The organism is Chloroflexota bacterium, from assembly GCA_018829775.1.
In the GTDB taxonomy this organism is placed as follows: domain Bacteria; phylum Chloroflexota; class Dehalococcoidia; order Dehalococcoidales; family RBG-16-60-22; genus E44-bin89.
The window spans coordinates 103,851-123,515 of the sequence record JAHJTL010000097.1 but is presented as its reverse complement, the minus strand read 5'-3'; the positions used below and the strand labels follow the sequence as shown (position 1 = coordinate 123,515).

23 protein-coding genes are annotated in these 19,665 nt (G+C 51.5%); 18 read left to right on the top strand and 5 right to left on the bottom strand.

The window, feature by feature from the left end; genetic code table 11:
- Window positions 1–541 (bottom strand): diaminopimelate decarboxylase (locus KKD83_09965; protein ID MBU2536472.1); only part of this gene is annotated, 541 nt, incomplete at its 3' end.
- Between the two features lie 131 nt (window positions 542–672).
- Here KKD83_09965 and KKD83_09960 point away from each other — a divergent pair.
- Together KKD83_09960 and KKD83_09955 are read left to right on the top strand one after the other, a co-directional pair.
- Window positions 673–2,766 (top strand): acetate--CoA ligase family protein, encoded by a 2,094-nt coding sequence (locus KKD83_09960; GenBank protein MBU2536471.1) that lies wholly within the window; start codon window positions 673–675, stop codon window positions 2,764–2,766.
- A 40-nt stretch (window positions 2,767–2,806) separates the two neighbouring features.
- Window positions 2,807–4,069, top strand: coding sequence for an insulinase family protein (locus KKD83_09955; protein MBU2536470.1), 1,263 nt, complete (start codon window positions 2,807–2,809; stop codon window positions 4,067–4,069).
- A 38-nt stretch (window positions 4,070–4,107) separates the two neighbouring features.
- Here KKD83_09955 and KKD83_09950 read toward each other — a convergent pair whose 3' ends face one another.
- Complete coding sequence (locus KKD83_09950; protein ID MBU2536469.1) at window positions 4,108–4,836, bottom strand: recombinase zinc beta ribbon domain-containing protein; 729 nt, start codon at window positions 4,834–4,836, stop codon at window positions 4,108–4,110.
- 30 nt (window positions 4,837–4,866) lie between these two features.
- On the opposite strand from KKD83_09950, the gene KKD83_09945 reads away from it, so the two are divergent.
- From KKD83_09945 to KKD83_09885, 13 genes are all read left to right on the top strand, one after another.
- Window positions 4,867–5,067, top strand: a complete 201-nt coding sequence (locus KKD83_09945) for a recombinase family protein (GenBank protein MBU2536468.1) — start codon at window positions 4,867–4,869, stop codon at window positions 5,065–5,067.
- A 60-nt stretch (window positions 5,068–5,127) separates the two neighbouring features.
- Window positions 5,128–5,265, top strand: coding sequence for a hypothetical protein (locus KKD83_09940; protein MBU2536467.1), 138 nt, complete (start codon window positions 5,128–5,130; stop codon window positions 5,263–5,265).
- A 313-nt stretch (window positions 5,266–5,578) separates the two neighbouring features.
- Window positions 5,579–5,722 (top strand): hypothetical protein, encoded by a 144-nt coding sequence (locus tag KKD83_09935; protein ID MBU2536466.1) that lies wholly within the window; start codon window positions 5,579–5,581, stop codon window positions 5,720–5,722.
- A gap of 58 nt (window positions 5,723–5,780) precedes the next feature.
- Window positions 5,781–6,677, top strand: coding sequence for a hypothetical protein (locus tag KKD83_09930; protein MBU2536465.1), 897 nt, complete (start codon window positions 5,781–5,783; stop codon window positions 6,675–6,677).
- A 112-nt stretch (window positions 6,678–6,789) separates the two neighbouring features.
- Complete coding sequence (locus tag KKD83_09925; GenBank protein ID MBU2536464.1) at window positions 6,790–7,299, top strand: TRAP transporter small permease subunit; 510 nt, start codon at window positions 6,790–6,792, stop codon at window positions 7,297–7,299.
- Window positions 7,292–8,629 carry a TRAP transporter large permease subunit gene (locus KKD83_09920; protein MBU2536463.1) on the top strand — a complete coding sequence of 446 codons (1,338 nt, stop codon included), beginning with the start codon at window positions 7,292–7,294 and terminating at the stop codon, window positions 8,627–8,629. The genes KKD83_09925 and KKD83_09920 overlap by 8 nt, the downstream gene beginning before the upstream one ends.
- Before the next feature lie 840 nt (window positions 8,630–9,469).
- Window positions 9,470–9,796 carry a zinc-ribbon domain containing protein gene (locus KKD83_09915; protein ID MBU2536462.1) on the top strand — a complete coding sequence of 109 codons (327 nt, stop codon included), beginning with the start codon at window positions 9,470–9,472 and terminating at the stop codon, window positions 9,794–9,796.
- Window positions 9,797–9,878: 82 nt separating this feature from the next.
- Complete coding sequence (rpsU, locus tag KKD83_09910) at window positions 9,879–10,055, top strand: 30S ribosomal protein S21 (protein ID MBU2536461.1); 177 nt, start codon at window positions 9,879–9,881, stop codon at window positions 10,053–10,055.
- 40 nt (window positions 10,056–10,095) lie between these two features.
- Window positions 10,096–10,452 (top strand): RNA-binding protein, encoded by a 357-nt coding sequence (locus KKD83_09905; GenBank protein ID MBU2536460.1) that lies wholly within the window; start codon window positions 10,096–10,098, stop codon window positions 10,450–10,452.
- Window positions 10,453–10,555: 103 nt separating this feature from the next.
- Window positions 10,556–10,888, top strand: a complete 333-nt coding sequence (locus KKD83_09900) for an RNA-binding protein (GenBank protein MBU2536459.1) — start codon at window positions 10,556–10,558, stop codon at window positions 10,886–10,888.
- A gap of 46 nt (window positions 10,889–10,934) precedes the next feature.
- Window positions 10,935–12,137, top strand: a complete 1,203-nt coding sequence (locus KKD83_09895) for a DEAD/DEAH box helicase (GenBank protein ID MBU2536458.1) — start codon at window positions 10,935–10,937, stop codon at window positions 12,135–12,137.
- A 495-nt stretch (window positions 12,138–12,632) separates the two neighbouring features.
- Window positions 12,633–12,821 (top strand): zinc-ribbon domain-containing protein, encoded by a 189-nt coding sequence (locus KKD83_09890; protein MBU2536457.1) that lies wholly within the window; start codon window positions 12,633–12,635, stop codon window positions 12,819–12,821.
- Window positions 12,822–12,955: 134 nt separating this feature from the next.
- Complete coding sequence (locus KKD83_09885) at window positions 12,956–13,900, top strand: prohibitin family protein (protein MBU2536456.1); 945 nt, start codon at window positions 12,956–12,958, stop codon at window positions 13,898–13,900.
- 407 nt (window positions 13,901–14,307) lie between these two features.
- On the opposite strand, the gene groL is transcribed toward KKD83_09885, so the two are convergent.
- Together groL and groES are read right to left on the bottom strand one after the other, a co-directional pair.
- Window positions 14,308–15,930 (bottom strand): chaperonin GroEL, encoded by a 1,623-nt coding sequence (groL, locus tag KKD83_09880; protein MBU2536455.1) that lies wholly within the window; start codon window positions 15,928–15,930, stop codon window positions 14,308–14,310.
- Between the two features lie 27 nt (window positions 15,931–15,957).
- Window positions 15,958–16,254: a co-chaperone GroES gene (gene groES / locus KKD83_09875; GenBank protein ID MBU2536454.1), complete on the bottom strand. Its 297-nt coding sequence runs from the start codon at window positions 16,252–16,254 to the stop codon at window positions 15,958–15,960.
- A 278-nt stretch (window positions 16,255–16,532) separates the two neighbouring features.
- On the opposite strand from groES, the gene KKD83_09870 reads away from it, so the two are divergent.
- Window positions 16,533–16,754 (top strand): helix-turn-helix domain-containing protein, encoded by a 222-nt coding sequence (locus tag KKD83_09870; protein MBU2536453.1) that lies wholly within the window; start codon window positions 16,533–16,535, stop codon window positions 16,752–16,754.
- Window positions 16,755–16,877: 123 nt separating this feature from the next.
- Window positions 16,878–18,314, top strand: a complete 1,437-nt coding sequence (locus tag KKD83_09865) for a DUF2851 family protein (GenBank protein MBU2536452.1) — start codon at window positions 16,878–16,880, stop codon at window positions 18,312–18,314.
- Window positions 18,315–18,340: 26 nt separating this feature from the next.
- Here KKD83_09865 and KKD83_09860 read toward each other — a convergent pair whose 3' ends face one another.
- Complete coding sequence (locus tag KKD83_09860) at window positions 18,341–19,039, bottom strand: HAD-IA family hydrolase (GenBank protein MBU2536451.1); 699 nt, start codon at window positions 19,037–19,039, stop codon at window positions 18,341–18,343.
- A gap of 113 nt (window positions 19,040–19,152) precedes the next feature.
- Here KKD83_09860 and KKD83_09855 point away from each other — a divergent pair, with 113 nt between their 5' ends.
- A complete protein-coding gene (locus tag KKD83_09855) occupies window positions 19,153–19,665 on the top strand; it encodes a deoxyuridine 5'-triphosphate nucleotidohydrolase (protein MBU2536450.1) in 513 nt (170 codons plus the stop codon).

The following is a 19,665-nucleotide window of genomic DNA, read 5'->3' as shown; positions in this document are numbered from 1 at the left end:
CGGTGGAGATGTGTTTGTGCGTGTGCGGGTCAACGCCCGGCGTCAGCCGCAACAGGACATCGGGCGTGGCACCTCGCTGACCGGCTATCTCCGCCAGCGTATCAAGTTCCTGAAAATTGTCGATGACAATGCGCCCGACTTTGCATTCCAGGGCCATGCCCAGTTCCTCGGCGGACTTATTGTTGCCGTGGAAATAGACCTTTTCCATCGGGAAATCAACGGAACACGCGACACTCAGCTCCCCACCGGAAACAGCATCCAGCCCGAGCCCCTCTTCCTTGAATAGGAGCGCCAGCGCCCGGTTGACGAATGCCTTGCCCGCGTAGACAATCGCCGTATCGCGATAGCGCCTGCCGAACTCATCCCTGAACTCAGCGCACTTCCGACGTAAAGTCACCTCGTCGAAAACATACAGGGGCGTGCCGAACTCTTCCGCCAGCGCCATAGTATCGCAGCCACCAATGACAAGGTGGCCTTTTTCGTTGACTTCGGCTGTCGGCGGAAATAGTACCAGTCCGGATTCATTTTGCCCTGTGGTCATACTGCCTCCCACCTAAATGTTAGCAACGCCCTGCCCCAAAGTCAATTTAACGGGCAAACTTGCCATTCCCGGGCCGCTGTGCCATAATTTTTGAGCCGAACGTTTATCCGAAAGGTACAACGACGCCACATATGGATATTATCAGGGAAGCCCTGAGCAAAGGCCAGAAAGCTCTAAATGAGTATGACGCCAAAAGGTTATGTGCCAGCTTCGGCATTCCGGTCTGCTGTGAAGCCGTCGCTCACGATGCCGATTCCGCAGTGAAAGAGGCAGTAAAGATTGGGTTCCCGGTGGTTCTGAAAGCGTCCGGGAAAGACCTCTTTCACAAAACAGAGGTCGGCGGCATCTCCCTGAACCTGAAAAACCAGGAAGATGTGAGGCGGGAAAGCGAGCGTCTGTTACAGATACCCGGCAGCGATGCGGTGCTCGTTCAGGAGATGGTGAAAGGAGAGCGGGAGCTGGTCTGCGGCCTGGTCCGCGATGCCCACTTCGGCCCCTGCGTCATGTTCGGGCTCGGCGGTATCATGACCGAAATTTTCCAAGATATCGTCTTCCGCGTGTCCCCTCTGACCATCCACGATGCCCGGCAGATGGTTCAGGAAATCCAGCATAAAAAGCTGCTCGAATCGTTCCGCGGCGAAGCGGCCGCTGACATTGAGGCGCTAGCACAGATACTGGTTACCCTCAGTGAAATCAGCCTTCAGTACGGGAATATACAGTCCATCGATATTAATCCACTTAAAATCAGACCTGACGGCAAGCCGGTCGCCGTGGACGCGCTGGTCACATTGGGTAAAGAGCCAGCAAAGCCAGTGAGCAAAATAGCCCCGAAGAAGGACTTAACAAAGCTCTATAAACCCGACAGCATCGCCGTGATTGGAGCCTCCGCCACGCCCGGCAAGGCCGGCTATACAGTCATGCATAATATTCTGGCCAATGGCTACAAAGGAAAGGTCTACCCGGTCAATCCCAGGGGCGGCGAAATCATGGGCTTACCCGTCTGTTCATCAATCGCCGAACTGCCAGACGGCGTTGACCTGGCCGTTATCGTCATCCCCGCCCAGGCCACGGTACAGGCGGTAAAGGAGTGCACCGCAAAGGGCATTAAATCATTCGTTCTCTGTGCCGGCGGCTTCTCCGAAGTCAACGAAAACGGCGAGGCACTCCAGGAGGAACTGACGCGCGCCATCGCTGAGGCCGGCGCCAATGCCGTCGGCCCCAATACCTCCGGCCACACCTCAACGCCCTATCACTTCACCACCAGCATTTTCCCGCTGGGCAAGGTCCCGCGGGGCAACATCTCCTACATCGCCCAGACGGGCAACTTCGCCACCCACACCATGTACTGTATTATCATCGACGAGAACTTCGGGGTGGCCAGGGTAACCGGGCTGGGCAATAAAATCGACGTCGATGAGAGCGACGTCCTTGAATATTACGCCGAGGACCCGGAGACAGAAGTTATTTTCCTTTACCTGGAAAGCATAAAGCGGCCCAGTCGTTTCATTGAAGTGGCGCGCGAGGTTACCCGCCGAAAGCCCGTCTTTCTGCTCATGGGAGGCAGCACCGGGGAGGGAGCCAAAGCGGCCGTGACCCATACCGCCTCCATGGCCTCGGATGAGCGAATCCTGGATGGCACCATCAGGCAGGCCGGCATTACCAGGCTTTATGAATACTCGCACCTAGTGCTGACAGCCAAAGCGCTTGCCTGCATGCCACTGCCAAAGGGAAATCGAGTGGGCTTCCTGGCGCCTTCCGGCGCCATGCTGGTGGTGTTCTCGGACCTCTGCCAGCAGCGATGGAATCTTGACGTCCCCGAGGCCGAGGAAAAAACCAGAAGGCGCCTTCAGGAGATAAGCCCGGACTTCGTCCGTATGCGCAATCCGGTGGATATCTGGCCGTCGGTATTCGAACATAGCGTCGAGTTCAGCTATAGAGAGGCTATTGAAGCTCTGATGCGAGATAAAAATATCGATGCGGTGGTGCCGATTCTCATGCTGGCCGAGAACGTTGGCATACCTCCTCTGGACTTCCTGGTTAAGCTGGCAAATAAATACCCGGAGAAGTCACTTTATGTTGCTTTCAGCGCCGAGAGAAAGCACATGGAAGCAGCCAAGGCATTTCTGGAACCGAAGGGCGTGCCCACCTTCTTTATGATTGAAGAGCCTTTTGAAGTCCTTTCCATACTCAACCGGTGCCGGCAGAACATGCAACGGCCCGGTTGAAATAATATTATGTCAATTATTAACGATTAGAGGTGATTTATTGTACCAGAAAAGCATACTGGATAACGGGTTGCGCGTTTTAACCTCGACCATGCCCCAGACCCGCTCGGTGTCAATCAGTTTCTTTATCGGTACCGGCTCCCGTTATGAAGCTGATTCTGAAGCTGGCATTTCCCACTTTATCGAGCATCTATGTTTCCGCGGCACCGAGAAGCGGCCCACCGCCAGAGACATCTCCACGGCCATCGAAGGCGTGGGCGGTATTCTCAACGGCGGCACGGATAAGGAACTCACCGTTTACTGGTGCAAGGTAGCCCGACCCTATCTCGAGACCACCTTTGATGTGCTGGTCGATATGCTCATCAACTCACGCTTTGACCCTGAGGATATGGAGAAGGAGCGCCAGGTCATCATCGAAGAGATAAACATGAGCAACGACTCGCCCTCGCAGCGGGTGGGAATGCTCATTGACGAGCTGCTCTGGCCCGGTCATCCGCTGGGGCGCGATATCGCCGGCAGCCGTGATTCCGTCAGCAATATCAGTCGTGAACTTATGCTGGAATACCTCGCTAACCACTATCGGCCGGGCAATATCGTGATGGCTGCCGCCGGTAACATCCAGCATGAGGAAATAGTAAGCATGGTCAATCAAGCGCTGGGCAAATGGGCGGGACGGCAATCTCGGGCCGGATATCTCACCTGCAAAGAAAACCCGTTCCCCAGACTGCGCATCGAAAACAGGGAGCTTGAGCAGGTGCATCTCTGCCTGGCGCTGCCGGGCCTGTCTCTCCTTGACCCCAGGAGGTTCGCCGCTGACCTGCTCAACGTTATCCTCGGTGATGGCATGAGCAGTCGCCTGTTCACCAATATCAGGGACAAGCTGGGACTGGCCTACAGCATCAGCAGCTATGTCGACCATTTCCTTGACACCGGCTCGCTCATCATCGGCGCCGGCGTTGATATTAAAAATCTGCATACAGCCATAAAGGCTATTATTGAGGAACTGGCTCAACTCAAGGAGACGATTCCGGAATCGGAACTGAACAAGGCCAAAGAATTCTCCAAAGGACGGCTGCTGCTGCGCATGGAAGACAGCCGCAGCGTGGCCGGCTGGATTGGTGGGCAGGAACTGCTCACGGAACGTGTCCTCACCGTTGACGAGGTCGTTTCCATAGTTGATGGCATAACGGTCGAGGAACTGCAGCAACTTGCCCGGGAACTCCTGACTGGTGAGAAACTCCGTCTGGCGATTGTGGGGCCGGTGTCACCTGATGCGCCTCTGGATGAGCTGTTTAAGCTATAGACGTTTTATTTACCTCACCCCCTGAATCCCCCTCTCCTTCAACCGTGGTGTACGAAAGGCGAAACTCCCACCGTCTCCTGCGGCGTGCTAGATGGGGGCATGGGAATAGTATAATACACTTTAGCTTCTGAGTCATCAATATCAATCCTCTCCACAAAGGACTTGATGAAGCTCCTCTGCTCAGTGATGCAAGATTCTGCCAGCAAGTTTCTCAAGTCATCGGCATAGAGGCGTATTACTTGAGGGTCAGTTACGTCCACCTTGTTGAAACTTAAGGCTTCCTCTACATCAGCTTTGGCCCTTTCTAACTGCTCCTTCTTCTCGAAAAGAGTTTGTATCCTTGGGGCAAGCTCTCCGCTCTTTAATTCCCCTGTCTCCAGAGCATCGTAGAGCTTGCCAAGTCTGTTATCCACTTCGGTAATTTGAGCCTGAAGGAGCTCTAACCTCTCATTTTCCGCACTGCTGTTCTGGGCTAACTCCTCATTAGTCAGCCTGACCAGTTCCTCAAGATTCTCTTCAGTAAGGATGTAACTCTTGATTCTATCGATAACAAACCCTTCCACCTTATCCCTGGGTAGCATCGCTGCTGGGCATACCTCCCTGCCTTTTCTGCGGACGTTCCCACATACGTAGTACTGGTAACGATGGCCAGATCCTTGACCTACCATGGTTGCCCCACATTTACCACAGTGTATGATGCCGCTAAGCAGATATGGGCTATCTACCTGACGAGGGTGAATAACCTGTGGTGCTAACTGACTGGGCAAATCAACGCGGCTACGAGATTATTAAAGTATATGAGGAGGAAGAATCGGCTTGGAAATCCGGCCACCAGCGAACTGGCCAACCTTATAGCAGATGCTAGGCAGAGAAGGTTTCAGGTAGTGCTTGTATGGGCACTAGATCGCCTGAGCCGTGAAGGCGCCCTAGCAATATTGAGTCTGGTGCACAAGTTGTCTGCTTACGGAGTTAAGGTACTTTCATATCAAGAATCGTAGACTGAAGCACCCGGAGAACTAGCCGAGCTTCTATATGCCCTGTCCGGATGGGTAGCAAGAATGGAAAGCCAGCGTAGAAGTGAGAGGACTAAAGCCGGTTTGGCTCGAGTCAAGGCCCAAGGCAAGTGTCTGGGTAGGCCACCGGGGTCCAAGGATAAGAGAAAAAGGAGAAGGAGACAAAGATTTACTGCGCTATAAAAGGTTCCTTTTTCAGGTATTGACAATTATATAAATAAGATTATAATTGACTTATCCTGATATAAAATTTCATTGACAGAAAGTGTTCTAGAAAGATGAGGATGAGGTTAATCAGAGCACTGTAGCTGAACGGTAATCAGTGCTCTTTTTATTTGATGATTTTTTATACTTTTAATGAAAGAAGGAGGTGATTAACTTCATATCAATAGATTTAAAAGAGGAGGTATCCGAACCAAAAGGAGAAGATCATGAAAAAAGGATTGATACTAACTTTAGTATTGGTGGTAGTTTTAATCAGCAGCATTACCGCTGCTTGTGCGAAACCAGCCCCGGCTCCAGCTCCAGCACCCGCACCGGCGCCTGCTCCAGCACCAGCCCCGGCGCCAGCCCCGGCACCCGCTCCAACGCCCGCACCATCTCCGGCACCAGCCCCGGCCCAACCAGAAAAAGCAATTAGATGGGTGGGGCAAGTCGCTAGTATGCTGGTAGACCCCAAGAACCAAAAGTGGATGGAGATGCTGGATAGAATGGAGGTTGCCAGCGGTGGGCGCTTGGAGATTGACTGGTTTGGCGCTGGTGACATTGTGGAACAGCAAATGGAGTTTGAGACGGTGAACCAGGGCGCTCTGGACTTTGCCCTGACACCCGCGGCACACTGGAAGAAATTCATACCTGGCCCCGCTCCTATGATGTCTTATGTCTCCGGCGGATTGACTGGCGTCGAGTTTCACGCCTGGCTGATGTACGGAGGTGGCGCCGAGCTAATGGATGAGATGCTTCAGGACTTTGACCTGCACGTGATACCCTATGGCGGGTACATCACCACTCCGGAAACGTGGCTGCACTCCGACAGGCCATTAAACACGCCGGCAGACATCAAGGGATTGAAATTTCGGGGATCAGGTGATGGTGGCGAAATTTTGGCCAGAATGGGGGCTGCAGCGAGTTTCTTCCCTTCCTCGGAAGTCTATGAATCAATGCAACGGGGCGTAATTGACGCCTATGAGGTGTCCACCCCGGCCTCTAACTGGTCACGCGGCCTGCAGGAAGTGGGGCAGTACGTTTATCTCTCGGCGTCGCGCCAGCCCATGGAGTACATGCAGTGCCTTGTCTATGAAGAGCGCTGGGCGGAGCTGCCAGATGACCTCAAGCAGCTTGTAACGTCGTTCACGCAGGGCGTGATGATGGAGGTCTACTATCTCTACGCGGTCGAAGATGTTAAGGCCGTGCAGAATTTCATTGACTACGGCAGCACGGTAGAATTAGTTTCCGACGAGATAGAAGAAGCCTATGCCAAGGAAGCGCGTGCGTTCTACGCCGAAAAAAGTGCAGCAGACCCCTTCATTGACAAGTTATACAGCTCAATGATGGAGTTCCAAGACATGATAAGGGCAGGCTTCTCGCGCCTGTAGCGCAGTAAAAAGCCTAATAAAAATAAAGTAGACACGGGACCCTGCCCCTCGCCCGGGAGCATCGGTCCGGGCGGGGGGCAGGGAAAATTTTACCGAAAGACACTGAGGGCCATTGAAAAAAGCACTCAAAATTGTTGATGCCATTAGTGACTACAGCGGAAGGGCATTCAGCTGGCTGGCGTTCGCCCTTGTCTTGGTACTTGTCTTTGAAGTGGTAGCCAGGTGGGGCTTTAACCGCCCAACTATATGGGCCCATCTGACCAGCCAGATGATGGGTGGAACCCTCGTCGTCATGGGTCTGGCCTATGCCCATGTCCACCGCAAGCATCTCAGAATTGATATTATTTACCGGATGTTTCCAACCAGAGTAAAGATGATTCTTGACATCAGCTTTTTCCTGGTTTTCATGGTCCCTGTGCTTTATGTGTTTTTGACGAATTCTGCGGAGTGGGCGTGGCAATCCTGGGTTATGGGTGAGGTGAGAGATGAGAGCTGGTGGTATCCCCCGGCAGCTCCCTTCAGAACCATTTACCTGTTAGGATGGTGCACTTTCACCCTTCAATGTTTGGCTCGCTTCTTTCGTGATTTTTACTTCGCGGTGAGGAATAAGCCTTATGATTGACCTGAGTCCAGAAGTTATTACCGTAATAATGCTCGGCGGCATCCTGGTCGGCGTGCTCACCGGGTACTACATCGCGGCCGTCATCGGTGCCGTGGCGGTATTGGTCGGGTTTGCCACAGCCGGCCCGGCTATAACTGGCGACGTACTCTATCTGCGTATGTATGATTTCTCGCAGAAGTACAGCTTTCTGGCGCTTCCCCTTTTCATTTTTATGGGACTGTGGCTGGAAAAATCCGGGACCGTGGAAGACATGTATAAAGCCATGTATATATGGCTGGGTGGCTACAGGGGTGGCCTGGCGGTAACCACGGTGATTGTCGGTACTATCCTGGCTGCCTGTGTCGGGGTAATCGCCGCTTCTACCACCATGTTAGCCCTGGTGGCTCTCCCGTCAATGATAAAGCGGGGTTATAACAAAAGTTTGGCTGCGGGCACCACGGCGGTTAGCGGCACTCTGGGTATTCTCATCCCACCGAGCATTATGCTGGTGGTTTTTGGTCCCTTGGCTGAACTCTCCGTAGGAAAGCTTTTCTTTGGGGCCTTTATCCCCGGCTTCATGCTTGGTGGCCTGTATATTACCTACATCACCATTCGGTCTTTCCTGCAACCAAAATTGGCGCCGGTGATTCCTGCTGAAGAGAGGGCAATCCCCTTCTGGCAGAAAACGAAAATGCTCCTTGTCTCGCTGGTACCGCCCGCATTTATTATCCTTTCCGTGCTGGGGGTTATCTTTTTCGGCATCGCCCCTCCCACCGAGGCAGCTGCTACCGGAGCTTTCGCCTCAATGCTTCTGGTCATAGCCCGCCGCAACTTTAGCTTTCGGCTACTGAAAGAGACCTGTTACGAGACGATAAAGCTTTTCACATATGTCTTTTTCATCGCCGGCATATCTTTCGCTTTCGTAGGCGTGTTCCTGCACCTGGGTTGCGGCAACGTAATCGAGGAACTGCTTTTGGCTGCCCCGGGCGGGCCATGGGGTGCCTTTGCCGCAGTCATGCTCATTGTTTTTGTCCTGGGATTTTTCGTTGAGTGGCTGGGTATCCTCGCCATCATAGTTCCGATAGTGTTCCCCATTGTGCCGATTCTGGGGTTCGATCCCATCTGGTTTGCCATAATGATTTGTATTAACCTTCAGATGGGATTCAATACTCCCCCCTTCGCTCCCGCCATATACTTTACCGTCGGTGCGGCGCCACCAGAACTGGGAATAACCATGGCTGATGTCATCCGGGGTGTAATTCCGTTTATCCCCCTGATAATGCTGGGGCTTGCCTTATGCTCGTTTTTCCCGCAGTTAGTCCTCTGGCTACCTGGTATGATGATAAGGTAGCGCATATCAGGGAATATTAAATGAAAAAGATTCCCTTTTTCGTTGATGGTTTCATGCCTGCGCTCTAGGCGTGATATTTGGCGGACCTTTTTAAGCGTTGAACAACGCGTCAGATTGTGTGATTTGACAATTTGGGCTATTGTCCAGTCTTTTCTTAAGGCTATTTGACATTATGATAAGGATAATTTAATATCCTCTCAACCCAACAAATAAAGGAGGTAACACTCGATGCAAGCGTATTGTATGAAATGCCGCTCTAGGAAAGAGATGAAAGATCCCAAGTCTATCACAATGAAAAATGGCAGACCAGCGACTCAGGGTACCTGTCCCACATGTGGGACAAAGATGTTCCGGATTGGAAAGGCCTAGTATATACAACATACTAGCTGAAAAACAAAGGGCTGGGTATTCTCAACCAGCCCTTTTTGCTATTGGTGTTTTTTGTCAGGACGAAGAAACAAACGGATATCATTGATCAAGCCATTTGACAAAATAGGGGATTGTAAATCCTAACGAGGCGTATTTCTTGTCCGGATAAGATATTTCCTTGAATTCAATGTTTTCCGGACGAGGGTAGGGCGTTGTGAGGACGACCAAATTTCATCAATATCAAACAAGCGGTTATTACCCGAATTGCACAAAACAGATAATCGTTCAATGGGTAACATCTCAAGCTTCTATGACCAGAACTGAACAAAATGCAAAATAGTTCTCTTTAGTGTATAATGTATTTATAGTTCAAGTTTAGGCTAATACAAGCTTCTTAAAGTCCCCTAAGATTTATATCAAGTATTGGATGGCCCAAGCTCCAACTAAATTTATAGGAGAGGAGGTCATCCAATGAGTTTTCAGGACAAGACCCTCGAATGTTCCGATTGCAGTAATACTTTCACCTTTAGCGCTGAGGAACAGGAACAGTTCCAGTCGAGAGGCTATACTAACGACCCGAAGCGATGCCCGGAATGCCGCCAGGCACGGAAGTCAGAGCGCTACGGGAACAGTGGCAATAGCTATGGAAATGGCAGCTACGGTTATACACCCCGACGTCAACTATTCCCCGCAGTGTGTTCTGATTGCGGCAAGGCAACTGAAGTACCGTTCGAGCCCAGCCAGGGTAGACCAGTGTATTGCAGTGATTGCTACCGAAAAGTCCGACCGAGTAGATAAGTGAGGTTAAGCCATGAGCTACATCCGGATTGGGCAACCGGCCTGGGTGTGGCTCAGGCAAATGTAAGTTTTGTCGTTAGAAATATCAATACATGAAGGTGAATCGCAGGAATGGCTGCTGCGTCGCTTTCAGCGAATGGTGCAGATGAGTGGTGTCCTTCGGGAAGTAAAAGCCAACTGCCATTTCGTACCGAAGAGTGAGGCAGCCCGCATCAAACCCAAAAAGAACGCACAACGAAAGCGGCGACAAGGATATTAAGTTTAACAAATGATAAATCCAAGATAAGAGGGGGCAAATTATGAAAATCTATGTGGGCAATCTATCCTTTGATGTTACCGAAGATGAACTTTTGGCAGAATTCGGTGCTTTTGGTAAGGTTGAATCCGTAGCTATTCCCGCCGACAAGTTCAGTGGGCGGCCCAAGGGCTTTGCCTTCGTGGAAATGGCATCAAAGTCTGAGGCCGAAGCCGCTATCACGGGGCTTAACGGTAAAACATTGAAAGACCGTACTATCGTGGTTAATGAGTCGCGTCCTCGCACAGACAACAGGGGTGGTGGTTCCTACGGCGACAGGAGGAGTGGCGGCTATGGCAGCGGTGGTTACGGTGGTGGTAGAGGCGGCCGCTCGGGTGGTGGCAGGCAGCGAAGGTATTAGTCAACCCGGCGACTTGAATTAGTACTGGCAGTTGCATATGCCTTTACTGACTCACCCGTCACAAATCGGGGCAGCGTAACCGATTTGATAAAAGGGGGGTACCATGAATATCTATGTGGGCAACCTATCGCTCGAAACGACCGAAGATGAACTGCGTAAAGAGTTCACAGAATTTGGGGAGGTGATATCTGTAACCATCATGAACGACAATTATATCGGCAGCGGTCAACCGAGGGGCTATGGATATGTTGAAATGGCCTCGAAATCTGAAGGCGCAACCGCGATTGCCAATCTCGAAGGGAAAAAACTGAGGAACCGGATTGTTAATGTCGTTGAAGCCCTTCATCTCTCAGATAAGCGCGGAACGGTTCCCCTCAATATCAGAAGTAATAGCCAACTTAATAAAAAAAGAGAAAGAAGAGACATAGTTAATTAAACACCTGTAATGCAGGTGCTTAATCAGCATTTTTTCAAGGAGTTAAATGAATTTCGAAACCTTTAATTTGCATCCGAGCATCATGGCTGGTGTACGTGCGCTCGGTTATTCCATACCTACACCAATACAATTACAGGCCATCCCACCGATTATGCAGGGGCGGGATATCATTGGTTTGGCCCAGACCGGAACGGGTAAGACGGTGGCTTTCGTACTGCCTATTCTAGAGCGTCTGCGATCAGGCCCGCGAGGATGTGTTCGGGCTCTGATAGTCTCACCCACGCGCGAGCTGGCCGAGCAGACCTGCGAGGTTATCAACACCCTGGGGAGCAGGATCGGACTGCAGAGCATTTCTATCTACGGCGGGGTGAGCATAGAACAGCAGACCAGGAATCTGCGTAGCGGCGTTGAAATCGCAGTGGCCTGCCCGGGCCGCCTGCTCGACCACCTCTGGAAAGGAACTATGAGTTTATCAGACCTGGAAATCCTCGTCATTGACGAGGCTGACCGGATGTTCGACATGGGTTTTTTACCCGATATTCGTAATATTTTGTCGTGTATCATGAACAAGCGACAGACCCTACTTTTTTCTGCCACCATGCCCGACAATATCCGGCGCCTGGCGCGTGAAATCCTGCATGACCCGGTCACTGTGCAGATCGGCCGCACCTTGCCGGCAAAAACGGTGTCACATGTTCTGTACCCGGTACAACAACACCTCAAAACGGCGCTGTTGAAGGAAATTCTAAATGGCACCCAAACAGAATCGGTGCTTGTCTTTACACGCACCAAACACCGCGCCGAACGTGTAGCGCAGCAACTGGTAAGAGTCGGCTTTAGGGTGACTTCACTGCAGGGGAATCTGTCACAGAATCAGAGACAGACCGCGCTTACAGGCTTCCGTAACGGCTCGATCAAGATTCTGGTGGCGACCGATATTGCTGCCCGCGGTATCGATGTTTTGAGTATTTCCCACGTCATCAATTACGATATGCCCGAGAGTACGGATGACTACATCCACCGAATCGGCCGTACCGGGCGGGTCGATAAAAATGGTGATGCATTAACATTTGTGACAAATGCTGATGCGGATAAGATACGTGCTCTTGAACGGCTTCTTAACGCGCCGCTGGAGCGTATGACGCTTCAAGACTTTGATTACACCAAGCCTGTGCCAGACAAAGAACTACGCTATTCGCAGCGACCGCGACGGCGAATCGTAAGAAAACAAGAGATTGGTAAACAATAGTTAGGAAGTAGAAACCATTTCTGGTTTCCAGCCACAGTAGCTTTCTAACATGATAACTGAAGCCTCCCAGTCAGGGAGGCTTTTCTTTTTATTGTTAATTAACCCCCTCTGGGATTACCCGGAAAGTAGCTAGTTCTTGAAATACCCCTTTTTGACTAAATGTTAAATAATGAAGCTGAAAATCAAGCTAGGTTGTCAAATAGGACAAAAGCCCCTTTTGTTAAGTACCCAACAGAACGTCAAAATGTGTAATTGGCACAATTCTGTGTAATGTGATATTTTCATTAACAGCTATACTTTAGTTTGTGAGGCCTCAAGCGCCTGTTTCTACCTCGAAGGTTAGGTTTTTAAGTTTATTTTTTACAAAGACGCTCTATTAAGTGTATAATATATATAGTTCACGTTTAGGTCATTACAAGCATCTTCACTCAGATTTATCTTAAGTATTGGATGACCCGAACTCTAACTAAAATTCGTAAGAGATGAGGTCATCCAATGAGTTTTCAAGACAAGTCCCTTCACTGCTCTGATTGTGGGCAACAGTTCACCTTTACTGCCGGAGAACAAGAATTCTATTCATGTCGTGGCTTTGAGAATGAACCTAAGCGTTGTCCCGAGTGCCGCCGAGCAAGAAAGGCACAGCGTAACGGAAGCCCTGGCTACAGCTACGCGTCACGACGGTAAACGCTTTCGGCTACTTGATACACGTTGACATGGTGTGCATAAAGAGATGTAGGGGGTGGTGAGATGGCATCTATTTATTTCGCAGGACCATATAAGCCCAAATCAAGAAGAAAAACCTTTAAAAGGAGTCGACAATGATTTTACTGCTCATTATTGGTATCATCGTCCTTATCATCGGAGGCTACGTTTGGCAGACAAACAAGGGAAGTCAGGGGGATCCCAAAGCTCGACTTCAGGGTAGCATTGGCAGCATTATCGGGGTCGTCGTGATCGTTGCAAGTCTCATCTACGGCTCGTTCACCACTATTCCTGCCGGCCATCGCGGGGTAGTCATTCGGTTCAGCGCCATTACTGGCAGTATTCTAGATGAGGGTCTCAAGACGAAGCTGCCGTTTATCGATTCCGTGGTGAAGATGTCAGTCCAGACCCAAAAATATGAAGCTGATTCGTCAGCAGTAACGAATGACCTCCAGGATGTCAGCACCACCATTGCTCTCAACTGGCACTTAGACCCGAGCATGGCCGCTGAGGTCTACAGAACACTGGGGCTGGAGTTCATTGACAGGATAGCCGCTCCGGCCATTCAGGAGACCATCAAGCAGGTCACTGCTAAATTCAACGCAGAAGACCTTATCCTGAGACGTGACGAGGTCAAGGCTGCCATTACCGATAGCCTGTCGAATCGACTGTTCGAGCGTGGCATTGTAACAGAGACAGTATCGATAACCAACTTCCAGTTCAGTGAAACGTTTACGGCGGCTATTGAAGCCAAAGTCGCCGCAGAACAGGCAGTACTTGAGGCAACGAACAAGCTGGAGCGTGTCAAGGTCGAAGCCCAACAGAGACAGGCAGAGGCTAAAGGAGAAGCAGACGCACGAATAGCCAAGGCGATAGGTGAAGCCGAGTATATCCGTGTGGTCACTGAGGCCCAAGTTGCCGCCAACAGGGACATCGAGGGATCTCTAACACCTGAGGTCCTGCAGTATATCCTGCTCGATAGGCTTGGAGAAGACATCAAGGTCATAGTCATACCATCGGGTCAGGGCCTCGACCTTGTGCTGCCAGAGCTTCAGCCTTGAAAACATTAAAAACAAACGGTCTTTCCTTTTAGAATTGTTCGGAATCCAACAATTCATCTAATTGTGCAGTGTAAAAAGGAACGATTTTAATAGACCAAAGTAAAAGTCTTTTTAAAAGTTTTGCCTTTTGAACCTCTCCTTCAAAGGAGAGGGGGAATACAATTAAAAGAGGGGCTTCGCCCCTCTTAGACTCCCCGATATCAAGCCTGTTCTTTAATCCAAAATCACAATACTATAAAGGAGACTCCACTCTTCCCAAAATCCCCGTTAGTAAGTCTGTCTCTTAAACTTCCCAGAATCAGGTCCTGAAGATTCGCCCTCCTCTCCGAGATAAAAAAGAGCCGCGACCCGAAAGGTCGCGGCTCTATCATTTACTGGCAATATTTACGCAGTAGATCTATCCAGCTTTACATGCCGTAGTCCATGCCGCCGCCACCGGGCATCGGCGGTGCCTTCTCCTTCTCCGGAATATCGGTCACCAGCGCTTCGGTAATCAGCACCATGGAGGCGATGCTGGCGGCATTCTGCAGGGCACTCCGGACGACCTTCATAGGGTCGATGATGCCTTTCTGCACCATATCGCCATATTCGCCAGCCTCGGCGTCGTAGCCGGTGCCGGCCGGGCTCTTCTTGACCGCATCGACGACCACCGAACCGTCCTGACCCGCGTTGACCGCGATCCAGCGAATCGGTTCTTCCACCGCCTTGCGCACGGTATCGACGCCGGTGGCTTCGTCTCCCTTTACATCAATTTTATCCAGAACTGAAAGTGAATTGAGCAGGGCCACGCCGCCGCCGGGCAGAATGCCCTCCTCTACGGCAGCTCGCGTTGCCGAAAGGGCATCTTCAACGCGGTGCTTCTTCTCTTTGAGCTCAACCTCGGTGGCGGCGCCAACCTTGATTACCGCCACACCACCGGCCAGCTTGGCCTGCCGCTCCTGAAGCTTCTCGCGGTCGAAGTCAGAGGTGGTCTCCTCAATCTGGGCTTTTATCTGCTTGATTCTCGCCTTGATTGCCTCGTCTTCCCCCTTACCTTCAACGATGGTGGTCTTGTCCTTGTCCGAGGTTACCCGGCGCGCCCGACCCAGGTCCTCAACGGTAACCGAGTCCAGCTTGCGCCCGACTTCCTCGGAGATTACCTTGCCGCCGGTGAGAATGGCCATGTCCTCGAGCATCGCTTTGCGCCGGTCGCCAAATCCCGGTGCTTTTACGGCGAGGATATTGAGGGTGCCGCGCAGCTTGTTCACCACCAGGGTGGCCAGAGCCTCGCCGTCGACATCCTCCGCCACGATAAGCAGGTTCTTCGATACCTGCAGTATCTTTTCCAGCGCCGGCAGAAGGTCGGATACGGCCGAAATCTTCTTATCCGTAATCAGGATGTAGGGGTCCTCAATCTCCGCCTCCATGCGTTCCGGTTTGGTGATTAAGTAAGGGCTGATGTAGCCGCGGTCGAACTGCATACCTTCGACATATTCCGTCTCGTAGGTAATGCCCTTGGACTCTTCGACCGTAATCACGCCGTCTTTTCCCACCTTGTCCATTACCTCGGCAATGAGGTTGCCGATTTCCCGGTCTTTGGCGGTGATGGTTGCCACCTGGGCAATCTGTTCCTTGTCTTTAACCGGTGTTGAGACCGATTTCAGTTCCTCAATGATGGCACCGGTTGCCTTCTCGATGCCCCTTTTCAGCGCCAGCGGGTCAGCCCCGGCAGCCACATTCTTGAAACCCACGGTGATGATAGCATGCGCCAGAATGGTGGAAGTAGTGGTGCCATCACCACAGGCATCATTGGTCTTGCTGGCTGCTTCCTTGACCAGCTGCACGCCCATATTCTCAAACGGGTCCTGGAGTTCAATGTCTTTGGCAATGGTAACGCCATCATCGATTACGGATGGTGCTCCCCACTTCTTGTCCAAGGCTACCGGACGCCCTTTCGGGCCCAGTGTCACCTTGACGGCGTTCGCCAGAACATCTATCCCCTTTTTCAGCGATTGCCTCGCCTCTTGATCAAATATTATCTGTTTCGCCATTTTTCCCTCCTTACAGTGTTTCGGTACTTACTTGCCCTTCTTGGCCAGAACATCGCTCTCGCGCAGAATCATATATTCTTCATCGTCGAGCTTTATCTCGGTGCCGCCGTATTTAGCATAGATTACGATGTCACCTACCTTGATATCCATGGCAATGCGCTTGCCATCATCGGATAGCCTGCCGGGTCCCACCGCAACGACCTCGCCCTCCTGCGGTTTCTCTTTGGCTGTATCCGGCAAATAGATCCCCGCCTTGGTTTTTTCCTCAGCTTCAATCGGTTTCACCACCAATCTGTCTGCGAGCGGCTGCAACTTGACTGCCATTCCTATCCTCCTTTTATTTAATTAAACAATGACTGATTCTCATTATTTAGCACTCTCTGGTTGAGAGTGCTAAAAATATAATAGCATCAATGTTATACTCTCTTCAACACCATAGATTACCATATTTAGCCCCTTAGCACCATTGACGGTCATTTATACATCGATTTCCTCTTATTTTCTTCAATAATTTCGGTTTTTCTTGATATTCTTTATGTTTTATATTGCACAATAACGTTGTGCCTTTGACAGCATACACTGAATCGTGTAAGATGAGCACGATGAACAGACAGTATGATGCACGCAAGATAAGCTGGGACAGCAAGCGCATCCAGGATTTGCGCCGACATCTGGGGCTCACCCAGCGCGAGCTAGCGGACCAGCTAGGAACCCGCCAGCAGACCATCAGCGAGTGGGAGACCGGGATGTACCAGCCACGCGGCGCCTCAGCCACCCTTCTCTCCATCGTCGCCGAGCAGTCCAAGTTTAAATATACCGCCTAACCGTCGAAAATAGTCCGGTTGGTTCTTGACACCATACACGTTTCCGTGTATCATTACCACGTCAGGTAAATTATCACCTCCTGATTATTGTGATATACTGTATCCACCCAAATATGGTGTATTATGTTCACCTTGCCAGCGACTATACCGGGCAGACAGAAAGAGAGCGAACGCTGCCGGCAAAAGGGCCGGGCAGCGGCGTCTGAAGCTGGAATATCGGAATACTACCTCATTCAGGTCTGGCAACGGCTCCCCCGTAGAGCCGCTCTCATCACAGAGGAAGACGAGCCAATTCACCTTATCTACCCGGGGAGGGGAAACGATGACCGGGGGGCTGATCTAAGAGACGCCGTCATCTTAACGCGCCAGGGATTGGTGAAGGGCGACATCGAATTTCACCGGTGGTCAAGTGGTTGGAAGCGGCATCGCCATCATCAGGACCCGGCTTATAATCGCACCATCCTGCACGCGGTGATGTGGCGTGATACCGAGCCGGTTACTCAGCTGCAGAATGGAAAGCAGGTCCCGGTTCTCGCGCTGAGCAAACACCTGGAAAGCACTGCCAAACAGCGAATGGGGACCGATTATGGCGCAGATGTCTTTGCCCTGCCCTGCTATCAAGCCGTTAAATCGATGCCGATAAATGAAATAGATAAAATACTGGATACTGCCGGGCGGGAACGTTTCTTGGCCAAAGCGACCGCATTTCGAGGCGAATTAAGCAGAGACACACCGGAACAGATATTTTACCGGGGAATAATGGGGGCACTGGGCTATTCGAAAAACAAACTCCCCTTCGAGGAACTGGCCCACAAAGTGCCCTTACACCATCTGGAAGCCCTAGCTCGGCGTTATCAGTTGGATGACCAAAGCCTTCCCCGACAGCAAGCACTGCTTCTGGGTACCGCCGGTTTACTGCCATCGCAACGCGGCATCCGTGACTTTGCCGTAACAAGTGACCACCGGGTTGAATTACTGGAAAGATACTGGTCTGGATATGACCGCGGGCACGTAATGTCAGCCGATAGCTGGCGCCTGGTTAAAGTCAGACCGAACAACTTCCCCGTACGTCGCATTGCCGGCATAAGCTACCTGATACTTCGCTATCGTGAAGAGGGTATATTAGAAGAGAGCATCAAGTTAATATCGAAGACGCAAATTGACCAAGCGTGCCTGGCGCTTGAAGCCGCCCTGATGGTAATGGCCAGTGACTACTGGAAGACATACTATGACTTCGGTTGCTACAGCAGACACATCGTCCCGGCACTCATCGGGAACAGCCGTGCCACCGCCATTGTCGTCAACATCATCCTGCCTTTTACCTACGCCTGGAGCGGATTCAATGCACAACCGGAACTGGCGGCCAGGTCTCTGGCGATATTCACCGCCTACCCCAAAACGAGCACCAACGCCATTGAAAGACACATGTCAAGGCAGCTTGGCCGCAGTTGCGTGCCCATAAATTCGGCACAGCGGCAGCAGGGATTAATTCACATCTATAAAACACTCTGCACGCAGGGGAAATGCGCTGTTTGTCCATTGGGTACGGATGCAGAATAGTAAGAGCCAGCGATAAGACTATGTGGTTAGGCCAGGTATTCCAGTATCTGCATGAGGTTATGAAGACGGGGACAATCGTTCACTTCGGTAAAATAATCAATGCGGTCGATCAAAATCCCCTTCATCCCGGCCCGATTGGCGCCGACGACATCGATCTGGTACTGGTCGCCGACGTAGAGGGCTTCGTTAGCCCGAACTCCAGCCCTTTTCACCGCCTCCTGAAATATCTCCGGACTCGGTTTGTTGAAGCCCGTGTCCTGTGAGGTCACCACCACCTGAAGCAAAGCTGTCAGTCCCAGGTTGTCCAATAGCGTGGTGATATCCTGATCCACATTGGAAATGAGGCCCAGAGTCAGTCCCTGTTTCTTGAGCTCGTTCAGTGTGGGCAAAACGTCGTCGAAAAGCACCTGCTTCAGCTCAAACTCTCTCATCTTCCCCAGCAGTCCCATAATGCGCTGGTCATCGGCTTCAATGTCGGCTTCCCTGAGCAGTATGCGCTCGTACTGCGCCCAGACCGCCATCTGCTCTTCCTTGGAACGCTGGCCCAGCGAAACACGGGCATGTTCCCGGTAGATATACTCATCGGCGACAACCAGGGGGTGGAGAAGGCTCTCCGAATTCACCTCAATGCCAAAGTCCTTCAAAGCCTCTGCCTGGAGTTCTTCCCTTGGTGGGTCATAGCCAAGCAGCGTATGGTACAGGTCAAAGAAGACCGCTTTAATCATTATCGGCCTTATTGTACTGAAAGCGGCACCATCTGTAAAGGAAACACCAAAAATGTGAAAAATACGGTCAGAAAAGTGTATACTAGACAACGACTTCATTTTAGAACGGAAAAATGACCACTGTACTGTCGCGTGCCGAAATACGCCGATTGCTGAAAGGGAAGTTACCTCTGGTGGAGGGCTGGGTGGACCTGGAGCAGCAGCTCCAACCCAACGGCATCGACCTCACCCTGCGCGAGGTTTCTCTGCTCCAGTCAGCCGGTACCATAGCCGTGGATAACAGCCAGCGCCAGGTCTCCGAACTGGCTCCCCTTGTCTTTGACGGACTGGGCTACATTGACCTTGTAGCCGGCATATACCTGATTACCTACAATGAAATCGTCAACCTGCCCGAAGATATCACCGCGCTCGCGGCGCCCCGTTCCAGCCTGCTCCGCTGCGGCGTCACTATCAACACGGCGGTATGGGATGCCGGCTACGCGGGACGCTCGCAGTCACTTATGGTTGTCTATAACCCTCAGGGATTCCGACTGCAGCGCAATGCCCGAATCGTGCAACTTATTTTCTTCAAACTGACTGGGAAGACCAGGGGCTACCGGGGAACCTATCAGGGAGAAAATGTCTAG

What these genes read in the sequence shown, in the direction of transcription:
- KKD83_09960 (MBU2536471.1), top strand. Translation starts at nt 673, where the DNA reads ATGGATATTATCAGGGAAGCCCTGAGCAAAGGCCAGAAAGCTCTAAAT.
- KKD83_09945 (MBU2536468.1), top strand. Translation starts at nt 4,867, where the DNA reads ATGAGGAGGAAGAATCGGCTTGGAAATCCGGCCACCAGCGAACTGGCC.
- KKD83_09940 (MBU2536467.1), top strand. Translation starts at nt 5,128, where the DNA reads ATGGAAAGCCAGCGTAGAAGTGAGAGGACTAAAGCCGGTTTGGCTCGA.
- KKD83_09930 (MBU2536465.1), top strand. Translation starts at nt 5,781, where the DNA reads ATGCTGGATAGAATGGAGGTTGCCAGCGGTGGGCGCTTGGAGATTGAC.
- KKD83_09920 (MBU2536463.1), top strand. Translation starts at nt 7,292, where the DNA reads ATGATTGACCTGAGTCCAGAAGTTATTACCGTAATAATGCTCGGCGGC.
- KKD83_09915 (MBU2536462.1), top strand. Translation starts at nt 9,470, where the DNA reads ATGAGTTTTCAGGACAAGACCCTCGAATGTTCCGATTGCAGTAATACT.
- KKD83_09905 (MBU2536460.1), top strand. Translation starts at nt 10,096, where the DNA reads ATGAAAATCTATGTGGGCAATCTATCCTTTGATGTTACCGAAGATGAA.
- KKD83_09900 (MBU2536459.1), top strand. Translation starts at nt 10,556, where the DNA reads ATGAATATCTATGTGGGCAACCTATCGCTCGAAACGACCGAAGATGAA.
- KKD83_09895 (MBU2536458.1), top strand. Translation starts at nt 10,935, where the DNA reads ATGAATTTCGAAACCTTTAATTTGCATCCGAGCATCATGGCTGGTGTA.
- KKD83_09890 (MBU2536457.1), top strand. Translation starts at nt 12,633, where the DNA reads ATGAGTTTTCAAGACAAGTCCCTTCACTGCTCTGATTGTGGGCAACAG.
- KKD83_09885 (MBU2536456.1), top strand. Translation starts at nt 12,956, where the DNA reads ATGATTTTACTGCTCATTATTGGTATCATCGTCCTTATCATCGGAGGC.
- groL (MBU2536455.1), bottom strand. Translation starts at nt 15,930, where the DNA reads ATGGCGAAACAGATAATATTTGATCAAGAGGCGAGGCAATCGCTGAAA.
- groES (MBU2536454.1), bottom strand. Translation starts at nt 16,254, where the DNA reads ATGGCAGTCAAGTTGCAGCCGCTCGCAGACAGATTGGTGGTGAAACCG.
- KKD83_09870 (MBU2536453.1), top strand. Translation starts at nt 16,533, where the DNA reads ATGAACAGACAGTATGATGCACGCAAGATAAGCTGGGACAGCAAGCGC.
- KKD83_09865 (MBU2536452.1), top strand. Translation starts at nt 16,878, where the DNA reads ATGTTCACCTTGCCAGCGACTATACCGGGCAGACAGAAAGAGAGCGAA.
- KKD83_09860 (MBU2536451.1), bottom strand. Translation starts at nt 19,039, where the DNA reads ATGATTAAAGCGGTCTTCTTTGACCTGTACCATACGCTGCTTGGCTAT.
- KKD83_09855 (MBU2536450.1), top strand. Translation starts at nt 19,153, where the DNA reads ATGACCACTGTACTGTCGCGTGCCGAAATACGCCGATTGCTGAAAGGG.